Origin of the sequence: Planctellipticum variicoloris, assembly GCF_030622045.1 — a bacterium.
GTDB lineage: Bacteria > Planctomycetota > Planctomycetia > Planctomycetales > Planctomycetaceae > Planctellipticum > Planctellipticum variicoloris.
Map to the genome: position 1 here is coordinate 172448 of NZ_CP130886.1, position 17429 is coordinate 189876.

The following is a 17429-nucleotide window of genomic DNA, read 5'->3' on the forward strand; positions in this document are numbered from 1 at the left end:
AGAGAGAAAAGTATAACGTCCAAGTGCAGGAAACGGGGTCGACGGAGGCAGACAACATGACCGGACTACGGCTGGCGGTGCTGCTGGGAGTGATTCTGGCCGCAGCAAGTCCGGCCCAGGCACTCGATCCGTACGCCGGAATCGATCCCTGGTGGGTGCTGCTGCACGAGCCGGCGGTCGTCGCAGACCTCAAGCTGGAAGTCCCCCAGCAGGCGAAATTCCTGGCCCTGCGGGACCGGCTCGATCTGCGGTTCTGGCCTCTCCGGAACAAGTCGCGCGACGAAGCGACGAAGGGGTTTGAGGCGATCGTCGCTGAGGCCCGGCGGGAATTGCCGATGATCCTGCGGCCGGCTCAATCCCAACGATTGAACGAAATCGTGTTCTGGAAACTAGGGACAGCCGCACTCGTCCGGGACGATCTGGCGGTTCGGATGCGGTACACGCCGGCGCAACGGAAACGGGTGCAGGAGATCCTGGACGAAACACAGGCGGCGGTCACGGCCCTGGAAAAGGAAGCCAACGAAGGCGAGCCCCGGGAAGCACTGGAGAAGAAGTACGTCGCACTGAAGACCGACGAACAGCAGGACATCCTGAAGCTGCTGAAACCCGAGCAGCGGAAGGCATGGCACGACGCACTCGGGAAAGCCTTTGACCCTTCAAAGCTGGGCGTGCCGGAATACCGGGTTCCGGAGCTGGTCGATACCGGGGAGTGGATCAACAGCCGCCCGCTCAAGTTGAGCGAGCAGCGGGGAAAAGTGGTGATCGTCCACTTCTACACGTACGGCTGCATCAACTGCATCCGCAACTTCCCCTGGTACCGGGAATGGTACGAACGGTACCAGGACAAGAATGTGCTGCTGCTGGGGATTCACACCCCCGAAACGGACGGCGAGCGGGACATCGCCCGCGTCCGGCAGAAAGCCGCCGACGACAAGTTCGAATTCCCCGTGCTGATCGACCCCAAGAGCGAGAACTGGAACGCCTGGGGCAACGCAATGTGGCCCAGCGTCTACGTGATCGACAAGCGGGGCTACATGCGAAGTTTCTGGCCCGGCGAACTGAAGTGGAAGGGGAACGACGGGGAGAAGTTCATGCGGGAACGGATCGAGGCCTTGCGGGCGGAGTGAAGCAGGACTGCTTCAAACCGAGACATGGATCCGTCACGTCCAGAGACGAATCTTCCAGACGAGTCGTGTTGAGTGCCACTGAGATCGACGTTCCGGGCGCCGTGGACTCATCAACGCTGAAGACTTGCAACTACCTACTTTGCCGTTCGTTGTTTCGGCAGCAGCAGAATCACTCCTTGCTCTTCGGTTCTGCCAGCACCACGCCCGCCGGCCATTCAGCCCCCTCATCGATCCACTGGCGCAACAGTGTGACTTCGGCCTGGCTCAGCGACGGAAATCTGTCGCGTGCGGCCTTGGGGGGCATTTCCGCTTCAGAGCTGGCCGAGATGTATTCCATCAGGAGGCTCTGCACGCTCCGGCCGGGGACCACCGCGGCTGTTCCGGATTCGCCCCCCTTCAGCAGGGCCTCGCGGAGGTCGACTCGCAGCAGACCGGCCGCCTTCTCGCCAGAGTGACAGCCCACGCATGAGCGTTCCAGCAGCGGCTTGACCTGTTGCGAGAAATCGACCTTTTTCCCTTGGGCCGGCGACTGATCCGGGGAAGTCTGCTTCGCCGCAATGGGGGAGTCAGACGCCGTTCCTGCCGGCAAAGCCTGCGACAGCGCCATGACTGCCCAACTCGTCGCCGTTGCCGAGATCCACGAATCGCGGCGATGGGGGAAGCCGCTGTTCATCGTCGGCTGGAACGGAAACGCTCGACGGGCGACGCGCCAGGTACCATCGTCCGCCTGGGTCTTCAGCAAAAATTTCACGCCGCGTTGCCAGTCCGCAGAGTTCTTCGGTTGCTCAGCGGCCTTTGCCAGCGTGTAAAGGACCTGTCCGGTGGCGTAGGCATCGCTCTTCAGTGTTGGAAGCTGGCCCCATCCTCCATCCGGGCGCTGCTGCTGCGCGAGTGCTCCGGCCAGCCTGGCCAGCTTCGCAGGCGGTTCGCCCCCCCAGTGCAGTCCGAGGAGCTGGAAAACCGCGTCGTCCGTCGTCTCCGGCTCGACTTGCCACAACCACTGGCGGGCGCGAGCGACGCTTGCCGCAAACTCCTGCCGGCGGCCCGGCCAGCCGTATCGCTGAATTGCCTGCACGGCCAGCGCCGTTGCACCGACGTCACTTGACTGCATCGGCGGACGAGGGAGATTGTTGAACCACCGGCCATCGGCAGCCTGGACCGTCACCAGTTGATGGATATCAGCGTCAGTCCTCCCGGTCGGCGGAACGTTCTCAGCTCCGAGACCCAGGAGTTCATACCCGATTCCATACGCCGGATCGGGATGGAACACGGCTTGCGCCATGAATTCCGCCTGGAAGAACGGATGTGTGACCTGATCGAACAGATCGACCTGGGCCCGCGCTGCCTCTTTGTCGAATCGGACGGAACGGTCGCGGGCGTGGCCGACCGCCGCCATGGGCAGAAACTGCTGGTGGCACGACAGACAATCCTGATGGCTGATGTGCCGGAGATATGCCTCCCGAGATTTGGCGGCGGTCGTCTGCAGTGCCGCCAGGGCCTGTTCCGTCGCGGCAATCAGGACCGCGTCGCTAAGCGAGTCCGGGATCTTTCGATTGGGGGCGTCAATGCGCACTTCGGGCGGCGACTCTTTTGCCCCCGCGGCAATCAGCGCTTCGACGATGGCCGTGCGGCCCCGTCGCTCCGCCAGCATTCGCGGGGTCTGCGGAGTCAGGCCGAATGCGCCGATGTGGGCGCCGCCGGTCGCGTTCGGGTCGGCCCCTTTCGCCAGCAGCAGTGCGACAACGTCGGATCGTGGCGACTCGGACGCCGCCGCCCAGTGCAGCGGAGTAAAACCCGCGAACGGGTCTTTGAGATCCACGCGAGCGCCGCGCGAGATGAGTAATTCAGCCGCGTCGAGACTGCCGTGCCAGGCCGCATGCGAAAGCGCCGTACCGAACACGATTAATTGATTCGGATCGGCCCCGCGCTCAAGCAGCAACCGCATCATGGGGAGATCGTTGTGATAGGCCGCCCACATCAGCGGCGTCCGCGATCCGGACGCCAGGCCATCGAGCGGTCCCTTCAGTTCCGGGAAGTCACTCGGGTTGGCTCCCCGATCCAGCAACAGCGTTACAGACTCCACATCTCCGCTCGCCGCCGCCGCCAGCACGGGAGTCACTCCAAACTGGTTGCCCCCCTGGGCATCGGCGCCTCGTTCGAGCAGCAGGCCGACGGTCCGGGAATTGCCGAAGCGACGGGCGGCCAGCAGCAGTGGAGTATTCCCCTGATCCGCCGTCCGGACGTCGACATCTGCCCCCGCATCGAGCAGATGTCGGGTCGACTCGAGATTTGTCGCTGCCCGGATCAGCGCCGTCGCACCAACCTTGTTGGCTGCGTTAGGATCGGCGCCCCGCTCGAGGAGCAGTTTGACGCAGTCCGGTCCCGCACACAGCGACGCGAGGATCAACGGGGTATTCCCGTCGGCGTCGCGGGCATTCACGTCGGCCCCTTCATCAAGACGCTTGCGGATGGCCTGCCGATCGCCATTGCGGACCGCCGCCACCAGCCCGGCATCGATCGGTCCGGCCTCGGCAGCGCGCAGAGCCGTCGGGAATGAAGCTCCTGGCAGAGCGATTCCGGTAATCCCGATGAGTACAATTGCAATCCGTCGCGTGTGATTCATGTTGTTGCTGAAGTCTGCTGGGGGGGAGTCTGGGACGACCAACAAACAAGACCCCTACTGCATTTTCGACAGAGACCAACTGAGAGGTCGAAGACGCAGTGTCTGAAGGTCGCGGAGCAGCGAACGTCGCGCTATTCTAAGGACGGCTGTATCGTTTGCAATTGATCCAACTCTGTGCGACCAGCCCCGGGGCGGGGAAGCAAACGTCTTGTCGTGTCGGCAAGCGTGAAGAGTCCAGTTTGCCCCAGGGCCCCGACAGACCGCTCATTTCTCGGGCGCCGAATTCAGCAGTTCCTTCGCCTCGTCCGCCGGGATCTCCCGCACGAACAGATTTCGCCAGCGGATTTCGCCGCCGTGGGTCTGCAGCATGATCGGACCCTTCGCCGGGAGGGGCTTGCCGCGGTCCCAGTAGTTCTCCATCACCGCCCCGTCGACGACGAGCCTGTCGTTGAGCCAGACCCAGGTTCGTGCGCCGACCTGGCGGATGCGGAAATTGTTCCATTCGCCGAACGGCTTGTCAGCGTGAACCAGCGGAAGCTGGCCGGGGGCGCCCTTCGAGTTATTGAAAAGCCCGCCCGACCCCTTGTCGGCGTTGCGGTCCCACTTGCCCCCTTCTTTCGTGGTGTCCCAGATCTGAACCTGAGGAGTCCCGCGCAGGTATATCCCGCTGTCGGCCTTGGCAACGGTCTTGTACTCGATGACGAATTCCATGTCGCCGAATTCTTCCTCGGTTGTGGCGTAGGGGCCGTTGCCGTCGTTGACCAGGTCGCCGTCTTCGACATACCAGCTCTTCGAAAACTCGTCGCGTTGCATCTCCAGATTGGCGTCGCGTTTCTCGCCTTCGAGTTTGACGACCGAGTGCGGGTTGAGGCCGTACCAGCCGGTGAGATCTTTGCCGTTGAAGATGGAACGGAAGCCGGCAGGGGTTGCGGGCTCGGCGGCGGCCAGCGGGGCGACTGTCGCTGCGATCAGAATCAGCGAGGCAACGAGGAGGCGGAAGCGAGCGAACATGTCGGGCTCCGGTGGGAGGGTGACCAGGGCGGGAAGTTCGGCACATGGTGGCCGAAGAGAGCGGCGGCTGGCAACTGGCGAACTGAAGTCCTGCAAAAAATGTCGCGCTCCGACGACTCTGTCACAAATCGGCGCCGCCGCCCGTCAATGACTGCGAACGGACGGATTCAGCTTGATTCGTGAGGACTGAAGATGGGTGCAGAGTCGTTTCAGGACCGAGACGTTTCGGACGTCATCGTCATTGGAGGCGGACTGTCTGGACTGACCGCCGCGGCGCTGGCGGCGCGGTCCGGGAAAAGAGTCGTGCTGCTGGAGCGTTCGCGGCAGACCGGCGGCCGGGCCGCGACGACGCTCCAGGACGGCGTGAAGTTCAACCTGGGACCGCATGCCCTCTATTGCGAGGGCGCGGCGTTTCGGATTCTCACTGATCTCGATGTACCCTTCCGCGGCGCGTTTCCGAGTCAGGGGCGTGGGCTGTTCCTGGTCGGGCGGCGGCGGTATTCATCGCCCGGAAAACTCACCGAACTGGTGACATCTCCCCTCTTCACAATGCGGGAAAAATGGACCCTGGCGCGGCTGCCGCAGATCCTGCTGGCGCTCGATCCGAGAGAACTGAACTTTGTGACGGTGGCCGACTGGGTGCGGGAGTTCGCCGGGACGGGGCGACTGGCGGAGGCCGTGCTGGCTTTCCTTCGACTGTCAACGTTCGTGAACGACCCCGAAGAACAGTCGGCTGGGGCGGCGCTCGAACAGGTTCAGGTCGGCCTGCGCGGGAACGTCTGGTACCTCGACGAAGGCTGGCAGTCCTTGATTGACGGTCTTGAAGCCGTCGCCAGATCCTGGCAAGCCGAGGTGCGCCGAGGAGCCTCAGCCATGCGCGTTGAGAGCAACGACACCAGCGTCCTGGTGACGCTGGCGGACGGTCGGACCATCAGAGGTCGAACTGCAATCATTGCAGCCGGGCCGGAAGTTGCGGCGCGACTCGTCGGCGATCCAGGCCTGGAGACGGGACGCCCGGCGCGCGTCGCGACGTTGGATGTCGCGCTGACTTCGCTGCCTCGTCCCGATGAGCGATTCACACTGGGTCTCGATCGCCCGCTATATTTTTCCGTACACTCCGCGGCGGCAAGGCTGGGGCCGGACGGGATCGCCGTCCTGCACGTCATGCGATACCTTGGAGCAGAGAAGTCCGCAGACAGCCAGACGGTCGAACAGGAGCTGGAGGACATGCTTGACTCGCTGCAGCCGGGCTGGCGCAAGCTGGTTCACACGCGTCGGTTTCTTCCCAATATGGTCGTCACAGCGGGGATTCCACGGGCGGATACCGGCGGGAATTCGGGCCGACCGGGGGGGATAATCGAGAATCAGCCGCGCGTCTTCCTGGCCGGCGACTGGATCGGGCCGGAGGGACAATTGGCAGACGCCGCGACGGCGAGTGCACAGGCGGCGGTCCGCAGAGCTCTGAAAGTCCTTGATGACCGATTTGCTCACGTGGGGGCGAACCGATGAACGATCATCTCAACCAGTTCGAAGAGTGGCGAGACTACCTGGAGCGCCTGGCGTACCGGATGCTCGGCTCGCGGAGCGATGCGGACGATGTCCTGCAGGAGGCCTTTCTCCGCTGGTCGCGAACCGACACCGATGACGTGAAATTGCCTCGGGCGTACCTCGCGAAAATCGTCACTCGGTTGTGCATCGATCGACGGCGCGAGATTGATGTGCGTAAGGAAACCTACATCGGCCCCTGGCTGCCGGAGCCGATCGTGCAGCAGATGGCCGGTGCAGATCGTACCGTCGAGCTGGCGGAGACCGTTTCCCTGGCGATGCTGTATGTGCTGGAACGGCTGTCCCCCGTTGAGCGGGCGGCATACGTCCTGCGGCAGATCTTTGACTACGACTACGGCGAGATCGCCGAGATCCTGCAAAAGTCGGCGACGAACTGCCGCCAGCTCGTCTCGCGGGCGGAGCAACGGGTCGTAAATGGTCGACCGCGATTTGCGGCCGCCGCCGATGACGTTGCGCGGATCAGCGGCGAATTCCTGCGGGCCTGTTCCAGCGGAGATCTCGACGGCCTGCTGCAACTGCTGACGGTCGACGCCGTCATGATTTCCGATGGCGGCGGTAAGGCCACGGCGGCGCGGCGGCCCGTCGAGGGAGCCGACCGCGTGGCGCGGTTCTTCCTTGGGATCGTTCGCAAAACCCCCGCTTACGGTCGCGCTCAGACGGTGCTGGTCAACGGCCAGCCAGGTCTTGCGGCGTGGATCGACGACGTGCTGGTCGCGGTATTTGTATTCGATCTGGATGGAGATCGAATTAGAAGCATTTTCGCAATTCGCAACCCCGACAAATTGCCGTCACAGGTGGGCGAATGTATCGGCCCTTCAGGGAGCAGGGCCTGATTGTGAAGGTTCGGCAGAGCCCCGCAGACGCCCGGACCTCGGCAGCGGGCATTTTCCGCTCATCGGGAGGCTGAAACTCGCTGCGGGCGCTCACATTCGGTCGACGTGCGGCGTATGATCGGTGACCGTTCGAGCGGGCGATCGGGTGCTGTCGCCCATTCGGAATTTCTGGCGAGCCGCCTCCCTTTTTCCTGAGACGTCGCAATGGGTGATTTTCGCCGGGTCTGGCACCGGCTTGTCATGTTGACAGCCGTCCTGGCGGGCGGAACTCCAGCCCTTGCCGCAGCCCCGACAAACCCGTTGCGCATCGGCTGGAACGGGCTCGTGCATCTGGGGCGCTGGACTCCGGTTCGCATGGCGGACGGCGCCTATTCCCTCCAGGATCTGGTGACCGTCGATCCGCATGGCCACTTGGTCGAATGGGGCGTCGAACCAACCTCGGATGGCACGCACTACGTCCGCTTTGGCCGGCCCGAAGCGCAACTGACCGCGAAGCTTGCCGATTCCGATGTGACGCTGGAGTCGAATTCCGAGTCCCTGACCGTTCTGCCGGAAAGCGGAAAACTGATTCTCACCGTCGGCGCTCTGAAGGGCTTTGAGTTCGCGGAGGCCGATCGGACGACCGGAACGTTCTCGCCCCACTTTGTCGCAGCACTGAGCTCCGCGGCCGAATTGCCAATCGACCCGCGCGGCTACGACTCCGCAGCCTGCGTGGTCCTGAGCGGCCTGCCCGAATTGAGTCACGCTCAGTCGGCGGCCCTGCGGACCTGGGTCGGCCAGGGGGGACGACTGGTGCTGGCCTTGCCCCCCGATCCCGGTCGGTTGAAGTCCTCGCCGCTGGCGTCGTGGTTGCCGTTCACTGTTGCAGACGAACCCATCCAGGTGCGCGGTGTCGGACGATTGGAGGCGTTTTCGGGAAAGAACGTCCGAATCCCTCTGCCGCAACGGCAGATGATGATGAAGGTCACGGCCCCCGACGGCGTCACGCTCGCCGCCGAACGGGATGATCTGCTCCTGGTCAGAATTCCCTACGCCTTCGGTGTGGTGACGGTCCTGACGCTGGAAATCCCGCCCGAGTCCCCGACAGCCGAGTTCGGCAAGTCGCCGTTGAGCCGCTGGCTGGCGCTGTCGGATTTCTGTCGTCAGCTCGTCGAGTCGCCGAAACCGAACGCGGAAGAATTTCGGAAGACTCGGCGACTGGGGACGCAGCTTTCGTCGACGGGCATCACCGATCTGTCGTCGCAACTTTACGCCGTGCAGGAACATCATGCCGACGTCCGTCGAACGACCCCTTGGCCGGCGATGGGCTGGATGCTGGCCCTCATCGTGGTCCTGGCGGCCGCCGACTACGGCGTCGTGCATTTCGTGCTGAAACGCCCGCAGGCCACCTGGGTCACCTTGCCGGCGCTGATCGCCGTGGCCTGCGGACTGTCGGCCTGGGCCGCTCAGAGCCAGAACGGAACCGACTGGCGGACGAACGTACTGGAACTGATCGACGTCGACGCAGCGACCTCGACCGCCCGCGTCCAGACCTGGGTCGACGTTTTCAGTGCGGCGGGGCAGAGACGTTCGATTGAAGTTCAGCCATCGAAGGTTGCGTGGCTGCACGCGGAATCATCGGCAGGCGCCTGGCCGGAAGCTCTGACCTGGGAAGGCTTTCCGGAGACCGTCTTCGGCGGAATGTATCGTTCCGGAGGCTTGGACTGGAATTCGGCGCGCTATCGCGTGGCCGGCCCCGGCCGGCTGGACGACGTCCCCTGGCTGCAGTGGTCGACGCAGGCGCTGACGAATCGCTGGTCCGCCGGAGCCACGTCGCCGGTCGAGGCGAAACTGAAGTTCGTGGGAGTCGGGCGACTCAGCGGAACGCTCAAGAATGCGTCCGGAGTGCCTCTGGACGACTGGATGATCGCCTACGGCAATCGCCTGTATCGACGGTTGCAGGATCGCGGCGGCGACGATGTGCTTCCCTTGGAACCCGGCGAAGTCTGGGATCTGGACGGCCCCGACGTCGTGCAGCACAACATTCGAACCCTGCTGACGCGAACGACTTCGACTGTCATTGGACGTTCCGGCGAAAACATGAAAGATGTTCGCACCGAACAGGGGCGATACGATCCGCTGGGCCTCGATCCGACCGAACTGATCCGGCTGCTGACCTTCCACCAGGAGATCGGCGGATCCGGATTCACCGGACTGTCCAACAACCTGCTCGAAGACCGGGATGCAACCCGGCAGCTCGAATTGCATCGCGCCGTGTTGTTCGCTCGCGTGGAGCTGCCGATCTCCGAAATCTCGCTGGATGGCGAAGAAATCGCCCCGAACCGCAGATCCACATTCCTGCGCGTCATCCTCCCCGTTGAACGGACCAGCGAAGAAGTCCGTTTTCTGCCAAAGCTCGAGTAGTCCGGAAAGACTGCTTCTGAAGACTGCGGCTTACCGAAGTGTCGTGAGTTGACTGCGGAAGACTTAAGACGTGATTGAAACTCGCCAACTGACAAAACGCTACGGTCACCTGATCGCGGTGAACGAGATCAACCTCAATCTGAAAGAGGGGGATGTCTTCGGGTTCATCGGTCCGAACGGCTCGGGCAAGACGACGACCATGAAAATGATCGCCACGCTCCTCAGCCCCGACTACGGCGAAGCCTACGTCTGCGGCAAATCGATCTACACCCACCAGGCCGAAATCCGCCGCCTCGTCGGCTACATGCCCGATTTCTTCGGCGTCTACGACGACATGACAGTCATCGAGTACCTGGAATTCTTCGCCGCCGCCTACCGGATCAGCGGCCCGGCCCGCCGGAAGGTCTGCGAGGAAAAACTGGAGCTCGTCGACATGACGTTCAAACGGGACGCCATGGTCAATCAGCTCTCCCGCGGTCAGACTCAGCGCATCGGTCTCGCCCGCGTGCTGCTCCACGAGCCTCAAGTCCTGTTGCTGGACGAACCCGCCAGCGGCCTCGACCCTCGGGCGCGCATCGAGATCCGGAACCTCCTGAAGCGGCTGGGAGAACTCAACAAAACAGTCGTCGTATCGAGCCACATCCTTCCCGAACTGGCGGACGTCTGTACGCGGGTCGGGATGATCGAGAAGGGGCAGCTCCTCGTGGACGATTACGTCGACGAAGTCATGAAGAAAGCCCGCCGGCACATCGTGCTGAATGTTCGCGTGCAGGAGGGAACCGAACGGGCGGCAGGCCTGCTGGAGTCCCACCCGCTGGTCGAGAGCGTCTCGATCACCGGCAAAGGCGTGATCGAAGCCGTCCTGGTCGCCGGAACGCTCGACTACAGCCCGCTGCCGACGCTGCTGTTCGAGAGCGGCTTCAAGCTGCTCCTGTTCCGCGAAGAAGACGTCAATCTCGAAACCGCATTCCTGGAACTGACGCAGGGACTGGTCCAGTAAAGCGGGCCTCGGGATTCGGGTCTCGCAGACAGACGACAATCGCTTCGACGCAGCGAGCCCGAGACGCTTGACGTGAACCTGAGGTCAAAACAAAACCGCCGGCGGTGCTCTGAGAGCGCCGCCGGCGGAAAGTTATCAATCAGGATGCTCGACCGAGGCCGCCTTAACGATCGCCGTTGGCAGGACGGCCGCGACCGGCCCCCACGAACTTCCGGGCGGCTGGCTTACCCGTCGGACGGCGGTATCCCCCGGCCCCATGTTCGCCATGCACATGATGGCCGCCTTCGCCCTGAGCGGCTGCGGGCCGCGGCGGACGCGGCTTGGCCGGCTGCTGCTGAGACTGCTGCTCGCCCTGTGGCTTCCGCGGACGGGCCGGCGGCCCTCCCTGCTGTCCCTGCCCCTGCGGCCGACGCGGCTTGAAATTCGACTGCTGCGGACGCGGCGCGCGAACTTCTTCCGCAGGATCAACCGAGAACGGCGTCACTTCAACCCGGAGCTTGTAACCGAGCTGACGCTCGATCGCCCGCAGCATGGAACGCTCGTCCGCACTGCAGAACGCAATCGCAATCCCGGTCTGACCGGCCCGGCCCGTTCGTCCGATCCGGTGCGTGTAGGTTTCCGGCTCGCGCGGAAGATCGTAGTTGAAGACGTGCGAGACGCCGTCGACGTCGATGCCGCGGGCGGCGAGGTCTGTCGCGACCAGTACCTGGACGCGATTGGCCTTGAACGCAATCAGCGTCCGCTGGCGGGCGGCCTGGCTCTTGTTGCCGTGGATCGCTTCAGCGACGACGCCCGCTTCTTCGAGCTGCCGCACGACGCGGTCGGCGCCATGCTTGGTCCGGGTGAAGACGATCGATCGCTTCGTGGCCGGCTCGCCCAGATAACGGGTCAGCAGACGCGTCTTCTGACCGCCGGGGACAAAGCAGACCGACTGTTCAATCAGTTCGGTGGTTTCCTGGACCGGAGCGATATCGATCCGAGCCGGGTTCACGAGAATGTCGTGGGCCAGTTTTGCAATCGGGCCGGGCATCGTCGCCGAGAAGAGCAGGTTCTGACGCTGCGCCGGCAGAGTGGCGATGATCCGCTGCAGGTCGGGCATGAAACCCATATCCAGCATGCGGTCGGCTTCGTCGAGGACGAAGATTTCAATGGTCGACAGGTCCACGAGTCGCTGATTCATCAGGTCCAGCAGCCGGCCCGGAGTGGCGACGATGATGTCGACCCCGCGACGGATGCTCTGAGCCTGCGGATTCTGGCTGACCCCGCCATAAATGACCGTGCCGCGAAGTCCCGTGTGGCGACCGTAAGCGTGCAGACTTTCGTCGATCTGCGAAGCGAGCTCGCGGGTCGGCGACAGAATCAGCGCCCGCGGTCGGCGCGGTGGCTGCCGGTGAGCCGGGCCGGTCTGCGGCGCGGTCGACAGCATGAGATTGTTGAGAATCGGCAAGGCAAACGCGGCGGTCTTGCCGGTGCCGGTCTGAGCGCAACCCAGCACATCGGACCCACGCAGCACGTGGGGGATGGCCTGTTCTTGAATGGGGGTCGCGGTCGTGTAGCCTTCTGCAGTGGTAGCGCGGACGATGGGCTCAGCGAGCCCCAGTTCCAGAAACGTCATTCGTAGTCCTGACGAGAGTGCATCCAGGACCGAATGCGAGGAACGCAGCGTGCGCCCTACAGAAATTCCATTGGACCTGGCAGTGATCCAACGGGCATGGCCAACGAGGGGCAAGGGCCGTGAGGAATCAACCGATGAGGGAAGGATATCGGCGACGGGTGTGGAAGTCCAGAGGAGAGAATCGTTGAGGGGCGAGCGTTGAGCGTTGAGAATCGTCGCCAGGCAGCGAGAGACAGGTCCGCCTGGTCTGGATCGTAAGTGACTGTAGCAAAAGGTCCTGCGTGACTTTGGCGAGCGGAATCCGGTCACGCTGGAAGCGAAAGTTTCTGCGCTGGAAATTCTTTTTCAAGTGGTCACGAACCCGCGGAAGATACGCCGTTTGAGCGGATTGTCCCGATTGGTGAACTCTTCGTTCCCGGGCGTCCGTTCGGATTCCAGGGCCATCACCACCATGTGAAATTTGGCGTCAATATCGTCGGCATAGTACACCAGCAACGCTTCAGGCGTACTCGGGCTGACCGGACTCCCCCATTCCGGAACCGCCTGGTGCGCCAGAATGATATGCTCCAGCCGCAACAGGATCTCGGGGTCAAAGTCTGCGTCGTGCGCAGCGGCCTCCCGCACCAGATCGCGCCCCAGCACGATGTGACCGATCAGCCGCCCCGCGGCGGTGTACTCGGCCCCCCCCGGTCGCTGCTGCAGTTCGATCGTCTTGCCGATGTCGTGCAGTATCGCCCCGGCGACGACGAGCGACTTCGACAGCGGCGGCTCGAGGCGCGGATACTGGTCGCGGTACTTGTCGGCAAGATAAACCGCTGTCCGGGTGACCGAGAGCACATGTTCCAGAAATCCCCCCCGAAACGCATGGTGATGATGGCTCGCGGCGGCCATCTCGCGGAGCTGGTCGGCGCGATCGTCCAGAATTCTGGCGACCAGCCGGCGGAGCGGGAGCTCGCTGATGTGCTCTTCTGCAAGCTGCCGGAGGTCCGACAGCATCTGGTCCGGATCGAAACGGGAACTGGGGTGGAAATCTCCCGGATCGAAGCCGGCCGACCGGTCGGCCTCCTCAATCGGACGGATCTTCTCCAGCTCGAACTGCGGACCGAACTGGTTCTCGAAGTACCGACCGCGAACTTTGTAGAACCCCCCGACCAGCCAGCGCTGGTCGCAGTCCTCAAACCAGCCTCCGTCGCTCCAGATCATCGACGTGACCGACCGGCGCAGGTCGCGGAACGCGGCCCGATAGAACGGCTTGCCGTCGCGAGTCTTCGCGGACTCCTTGCCGGACAGCAGCACGAAACAGTCGCCGGTCTGGCCGGGCTCAAGTTCGCACAGTTTCAGAACCCGGGGTTCGGGCTCCGCGACTCGGGACGCAGCGGATCGGGGCGGCATGGCGAATCGCTCTCCGGCACGGGAAGCAGATCAGGGAGCCAGCTCCGGGTGATAGCCCGCGATCTGCAACGGCATACGATACAGCCCCGATCCGACCGTTGCATAGAGGATTTTTGACTCGTCACCCGTTCCAAAAGTGCAGTTGGTCGGCAACGCCTCGGTCGGCAGGAAGGCCAGTTCTTTCCCCTCGGGAGAATAAACCACGATCCCATGCCGTCTCTCAGAACGGACCGCCGCATAAATGTGCCCTTCGACGTCCGTCGTCATCCCGTCGATTCCCAGCTCCTTGCCGAAATCGACGATCACCGTTTTCTCCCCCAGCGAGCCGTCGGCGGCGACCGGAAACGCATTGAGCGTCATCCGCCCGGGAGCCGCCGGCGGAGGCGAATCGGGCAGCCCCGGCGATCCGTTGTCGGTCTCCGCAACATAGAGAATCTTCCCGCCGGGAGAAAAGATCACGCCGTTGGGCTTGGTGATCGCATCGGTGGCCCGAACGACCTTCCCGCCAGGAATCCACCGGTAAACGCTCATCTGGTCGAGTTCAAGGGGTTCGAAACCGACATACCGCGGATCACTGAAGTAAACCCACCCCTTCGGGTGGACGACCAGGTCGTTCGGGGCATTGAAGCGCTTCCCCTCAAACCGATCGACGAGCATGCGGAGCGTGCCCCGCGAAGTCACTTCGCACAATCCCCGGTGTCCCCGATTGGCTCCGCAGACCGCCAGCAACCGCCCGCTCCGATCGAAGAACAGTCCGTTGCTCTGGCCGCTGTCGGCGACGTGGACCTCGGTCTTCCCAGTCCTGGGCGAGAACTTCATGATCCGGCCGGCCTGAGTTCCCGCAATGGCGATGTCGCTGAAATAGACCTCGCCGCCAGGCGCAACGGCGACCCCCTCGGTGAACTCCCCCTCGTCCCAGAGAACTTCCCACTTCGATCCCGGAGCAACGATCCGCGGATCGCCCGATGGAGCGGCCTCTTGAGCAGCGCACGGCGAAATCGCCAACAGTCCCAGAAAACACCATACGGCCCGCATGGAGCGTCTCCTGTCGGAATTCAATTGCGAGGGTCTTCGACGAGTCTCGACGGTGACTACCGTAACGGTGACGATTCCAGCCTCGCAAGATGCGATCTGATCTCTGCTCGCAAAAAACCGAAGATGAACCTCCCATGAAGCTCCAGACGCACCGGAGGGGAACCAATGAAACGGTCTGTCCACCCAAAGACTTCACAAATTCAGGTATGCTCTGCCCCGCGAAATCACCGGTATCGACTCTGAAACAGTACGCCTTTTCGTCTTGTCCCCTCTCCCGACGTCTTCGTTGGGAGAGGGCCAGGGTGAGGGTCTTCGAAGTGGTCGGAGTGCCATTCACGGAGAAAGGACGGCCCGCCTCACATTCGTGGCCCGTGATTGAGATGACTCAGGCTCTCAATCGAGTGAGCAGGCCATCGCACGGAATATTCTGGCAATTCGCGACTCCCTATTCCCTTCTCGCTACTCGCTCGTCCCCCGACCCGAAATCCCGGCCCCGTCGAAGCAATCCGGAATCGCTGGCAGAACCATCTGGACCCAGAAACGGGTCCCGTCGGCAGTCAGGTGGCAGACATCGGAAAAGTGCTCACCGTCCGCGGGAAATTCACGGGCAAGATCGAGAAACCGCAGATCCGGCCCCGCCGCCGCGACCGCCAGTTCGCGAATCTGCCGATTGTGCGCATCCAGCGTCCGCGACACGTTGTCCGGCAGCCCCCAGGCTTCCACCGGAAGCTCGTAAACGCCGGAGCCGTAGCCGAGTTCGTGCGAACGGAAGGCGTCGCGGGTGTAATTTTCCGGCAGGAACGACGCAAAACTGCAGAGCACGACAACGCCCTGTTGCTCCCGGACGCCGGCGACAATCTCGGCCAGGTTCTGACGAAACGGGCCGGGTGTCCGGATCTCGGAACCGAACGCGAGATCGGCCGCCTCCGGCTCCCCCAGACCGATCCGTTCCGCAGCCCGACTCGCCGTCTGAGTCAGAATCGCCGGCAGGTTGACAGTCCCGGCGGCCCTCCGACTCTCGAATCCGGCATACCAGGCGCAATGCGTGTAGTCCTCCCGAAACAGCCCCGGCGCGACGCAGTTCATGCGGATGTCGTTGATGCCGTGGTAAATGACGACGACGTCGAAACGCCGGCCCTTCAGAAACCGCCACTTGAGCAGACTGTCGCGCGAAGTATGCGCCGAGCGGGCGACGTTGTAGACCTGCACCGGACGCGAACAGCGGGTTTCCAGGACTCGCTGCAGTTCGGGGCCGACTTGTTCGAGCACGGACCCTCCCAGCAGCAGAACATCGAGCCGCTCATCGTCGGTTGCAGCAACATCAAGCGCCCCGGTTTTTCTCAGCTCCGGATAATAAAAATCCTCCAGCGATACCGCGGCCGTGGGCGCCACCACGGAAACGCCGTACTGGATGCGGAGAAAAATTTTGAATCCCAGCCAGACCAGGCCCAAGAGATAGGCGATGTAGAGCGGATACAGCACCAGCCGCCGGCGCCACCAGCGGCCGGGACGCCGCGGAGCGGATGGTTCGGCGGAGAATAACGGATCGGCCATGCACTCGACTCTGGCACATTCCAGTTTCGCGTGCAAACGAGCCGCCATGCTCTCGTGACCAACCCGTTGAAGAATTCTGGCGTTGGAAACTCTGCGTCGGGCCATTGGAAACTCTCAGCCCTCGCCGCCGAACGGGGCCTCCACGTCTAACCCATCTCTGCGTCGGCAGTTGCCGCCCGTGGCGGGCCGGTTTCACCGGCGCAAGAAATCTGGTAGAAGCGACCCGCGGCGACCAATGCGTAAGGTCCCGATGTGTGTGGTGAATCAGAACGGAGACGCGTTCTCCGTTTCCGGAGAGGTCAGGCCATGGATCTGTTGAGCACCTTGTCGGGTTCGTTGATGGAAGGATTCTTCCCGGCGGGCTGGGATCTGAAGAAGATCGATGCCTGTGTCGCCAGCGATCCGGCGGCGATCAGCGAACGTCAGAAGTGGTGGCACAAACGCTTCGAACTCATGCCCTGCGCGACGCTCGCCGACTTCGACATGATGCTCGGCCACGAAATCGCCTGGACGATCAAGCAGAGCCGGGACAACGGGGATTCGCTGGCGCTGATCCTGCCGGTCGGTCCGATGGGGATGTATCGCTGGGCGATCTACTTCCTCCAGCAATGGAACGTCTCCTGCGACCACGTGCACGGCTTCAATATGGACGAATGGAGCGACGCCGAAGGAAATACGCTCCCCCCCACCAATCCGGGGTCGTTCCAGTATTCCATGGAGCAGGCCTTCTACGGCCCTCTCGGCAAATTGACGGTGCCGAAGAAGCAGCGGAACTTCGCGACGAAGAAGCTGCTGCCGACCTACGCCGACCAGATCGGTCAGTTGCGGGCCGATGGCGCCAAGCTGGGGGTCATCTTCGGTATCGGCCGGGTCTGCCACATCGCCTTCTGGGAACCCCACTTCGCGGGCGAATTCGCCTCGGACGCCGAGTGGAAAAAGCAGACGCACCGCTTCGGAGCGAAGCTGCATCCGCTGACGGTCGAGCAGAACGCCCTCACCAGCTTCAAGAGCCGCACGACGCTGGTCCCCGCTTTCGCCAACACCATCGGCCCCGGACTGTTTCTGAACGCCGACAAGATCATCGGCGGCGCGGACGGCACATTCGGCCGCGGCATGCAGTGGCAGGGGCTGAGCCTCTGGATGACGCTGCGTCACGAACCGACGCCGTGGATTCCGTCAACCTTCATGCCCACGCAGCCAGGCCGCCTCTTCTATCTGACGGAACTCGCCGGGCCCCTCAATGCGGAATGCAATTGAGAAAAAGTGGGGA

At 63.1% G+C, this 17429-nt stretch carries 12 protein-coding genes and 1 pseudogene; 6 read left to right on the top strand and 7 right to left on the bottom strand.

The annotated features are described in order from the left end of the window. Positions 1–56: 56 nt before the first annotated feature. Positions 57–1127 (top strand): redoxin domain-containing protein, encoded by a 1071-nt coding sequence (locus SH412_RS00665; protein WP_336521572.1) that lies wholly within the window; start codon positions 57–59, stop codon positions 1125–1127. Positions 1128–1296: 169 nt separating this feature from the next. Here the strand turns inward: SH412_RS00665 and SH412_RS28510 are convergent, their stop codons facing one another. From SH412_RS28510 to SH412_RS00675, 3 genes and pseudogenes are all read right to left on the bottom strand, one after another. Then, positions 1297–1800, bottom strand: a complete 504-nt coding sequence (locus tag SH412_RS28510) for a c-type cytochrome domain-containing protein (RefSeq protein WP_419555836.1) — start codon at positions 1798–1800, stop codon at positions 1297–1299. A 1038-nt stretch (positions 1801–2838) separates the two neighbouring features. Further along, positions 2839–3750, bottom strand: a pseudogene (locus SH412_RS28515) (ankyrin repeat domain-containing protein); the annotation flags it as partial. A gap of 264 nt (positions 3751–4014) precedes the next feature. Further along, positions 4015–4761, bottom strand: a complete 747-nt coding sequence (locus SH412_RS00675) for a 3-keto-disaccharide hydrolase (protein ID WP_336521574.1) — start codon at positions 4759–4761, stop codon at positions 4015–4017. A 192-nt stretch (positions 4762–4953) separates the two neighbouring features. Here SH412_RS00675 and SH412_RS00680 point away from each other — a divergent pair, with 192 nt between their 5' ends. The 4 genes from SH412_RS00680 to SH412_RS00695 all read left to right on the top strand — a co-directional run bounded on the left by SH412_RS00680 (position 4954) and on the right by SH412_RS00695 (position 10563). Beyond that, positions 4954–6270: a phytoene desaturase family protein gene (locus SH412_RS00680; RefSeq protein ID WP_336521575.1), complete on the top strand. Its 1317-nt coding sequence runs from the start codon at positions 4954–4956 to the stop codon at positions 6268–6270. Beyond that, positions 6267–7160, top strand: coding sequence for an RNA polymerase sigma-70 factor (locus SH412_RS00685; protein WP_336521576.1), 894 nt, complete (start codon positions 6267–6269; stop codon positions 7158–7160). The genes SH412_RS00680 and SH412_RS00685 overlap by 4 nt, the downstream gene beginning before the upstream one ends. A 240-nt stretch (positions 7161–7400) precedes the next feature. Beyond that, positions 7401–9563: a hypothetical protein gene (locus SH412_RS00690; protein WP_336521577.1), complete on the top strand. Its 2163-nt coding sequence runs from the start codon at positions 7401–7403 to the stop codon at positions 9561–9563. 70 nt (positions 9564–9633) lie between these two features. Further along, positions 9634–10563, top strand: a complete 930-nt coding sequence (locus SH412_RS00695; protein ID WP_336521578.1) for an ABC transporter ATP-binding protein — start codon at positions 9634–9636, stop codon at positions 10561–10563. 163 nt (positions 10564–10726) lie between these two features. On the opposite strand, the gene SH412_RS00700 is transcribed toward SH412_RS00695, so the two are convergent. From SH412_RS00700 to SH412_RS00715, 4 genes are all read right to left on the bottom strand, one after another. Then, positions 10727–12178: a DEAD/DEAH box helicase gene (locus SH412_RS00700; protein ID WP_336521579.1), complete on the bottom strand. Its 1452-nt coding sequence runs from the start codon at positions 12176–12178 to the stop codon at positions 10727–10729. Positions 12179–12523: 345 nt separating this feature from the next. Further along, entirely contained in the window at positions 12524–13570 is a 1047-nt protein-coding gene (locus SH412_RS00705; protein ID WP_336521580.1) for a 3'-5' exoribonuclease YhaM family protein, read from the bottom strand. Between the two features lie 30 nt (positions 13571–13600). Continuing rightward, entirely contained in the window at positions 13601–14605 is a 1005-nt protein-coding gene (locus tag SH412_RS00710; RefSeq protein ID WP_336521581.1) for an SMP-30/gluconolactonase/LRE family protein, read from the bottom strand. Positions 14606–15064: 459 nt separating this feature from the next. Further along, entirely contained in the window at positions 15065–16159 is a 1095-nt protein-coding gene (locus SH412_RS00715) for an SGNH/GDSL hydrolase family protein (RefSeq protein ID WP_336521582.1), read from the bottom strand. Positions 16160–16465: 306 nt separating this feature from the next. Here SH412_RS00715 and SH412_RS00720 point away from each other — a divergent pair, with 306 nt between their 5' ends. After that, positions 16466–17416, top strand: a complete 951-nt coding sequence (locus tag SH412_RS00720; RefSeq protein ID WP_336521583.1) for a sugar phosphate isomerase family — start codon at positions 16466–16468, stop codon at positions 17414–17416. The last annotated feature ends 13 nt before the right edge of the window (positions 17417–17429 follow it).

What these genes read in the sequence shown, in the direction of transcription:
- SH412_RS00665 (WP_336521572.1), top strand. Translation starts at nt 57, where the DNA reads ATGACCGGACTACGGCTGGCGGTGCTGCTGGGAGTGATTCTGGCCGCA.
- SH412_RS28510 (WP_419555836.1), bottom strand. Translation starts at nt 1,800, where the DNA reads ATGAACAGCGGCTTCCCCCATCGCCGCGATTCGTGGATCTCGGCAACG.
- SH412_RS00675 (WP_336521574.1), bottom strand. Translation starts at nt 4,761, where the DNA reads ATGTTCGCTCGCTTCCGCCTCCTCGTTGCCTCGCTGATTCTGATCGCA.
- SH412_RS00680 (WP_336521575.1), top strand. Translation starts at nt 4,954, where the DNA reads ATGGGTGCAGAGTCGTTTCAGGACCGAGACGTTTCGGACGTCATCGTC.
- SH412_RS00685 (WP_336521576.1), top strand. Translation starts at nt 6,267, where the DNA reads ATGAACGATCATCTCAACCAGTTCGAAGAGTGGCGAGACTACCTGGAG.
- SH412_RS00690 (WP_336521577.1), top strand. Translation starts at nt 7,401, where the DNA reads ATGTTGACAGCCGTCCTGGCGGGCGGAACTCCAGCCCTTGCCGCAGCC.
- SH412_RS00700 (WP_336521579.1), bottom strand. Translation starts at nt 12,178, where the DNA reads ATGACGTTTCTGGAACTGGGGCTCGCTGAGCCCATCGTCCGCGCTACC.
- SH412_RS00705 (WP_336521580.1), bottom strand. Translation starts at nt 13,570, where the DNA reads ATGCCGCCCCGATCCGCTGCGTCCCGAGTCGCGGAGCCCGAACCCCGG.
- SH412_RS00710 (WP_336521581.1), bottom strand. Translation starts at nt 14,605, where the DNA reads ATGCGGGCCGTATGGTGTTTTCTGGGACTGTTGGCGATTTCGCCGTGC.
- SH412_RS00715 (WP_336521582.1), bottom strand. Translation starts at nt 16,159, where the DNA reads ATGGCCGATCCGTTATTCTCCGCCGAACCATCCGCTCCGCGGCGTCCC.
- SH412_RS00720 (WP_336521583.1), top strand. Translation starts at nt 16,466, where the DNA reads ATGGATCTGTTGAGCACCTTGTCGGGTTCGTTGATGGAAGGATTCTTC.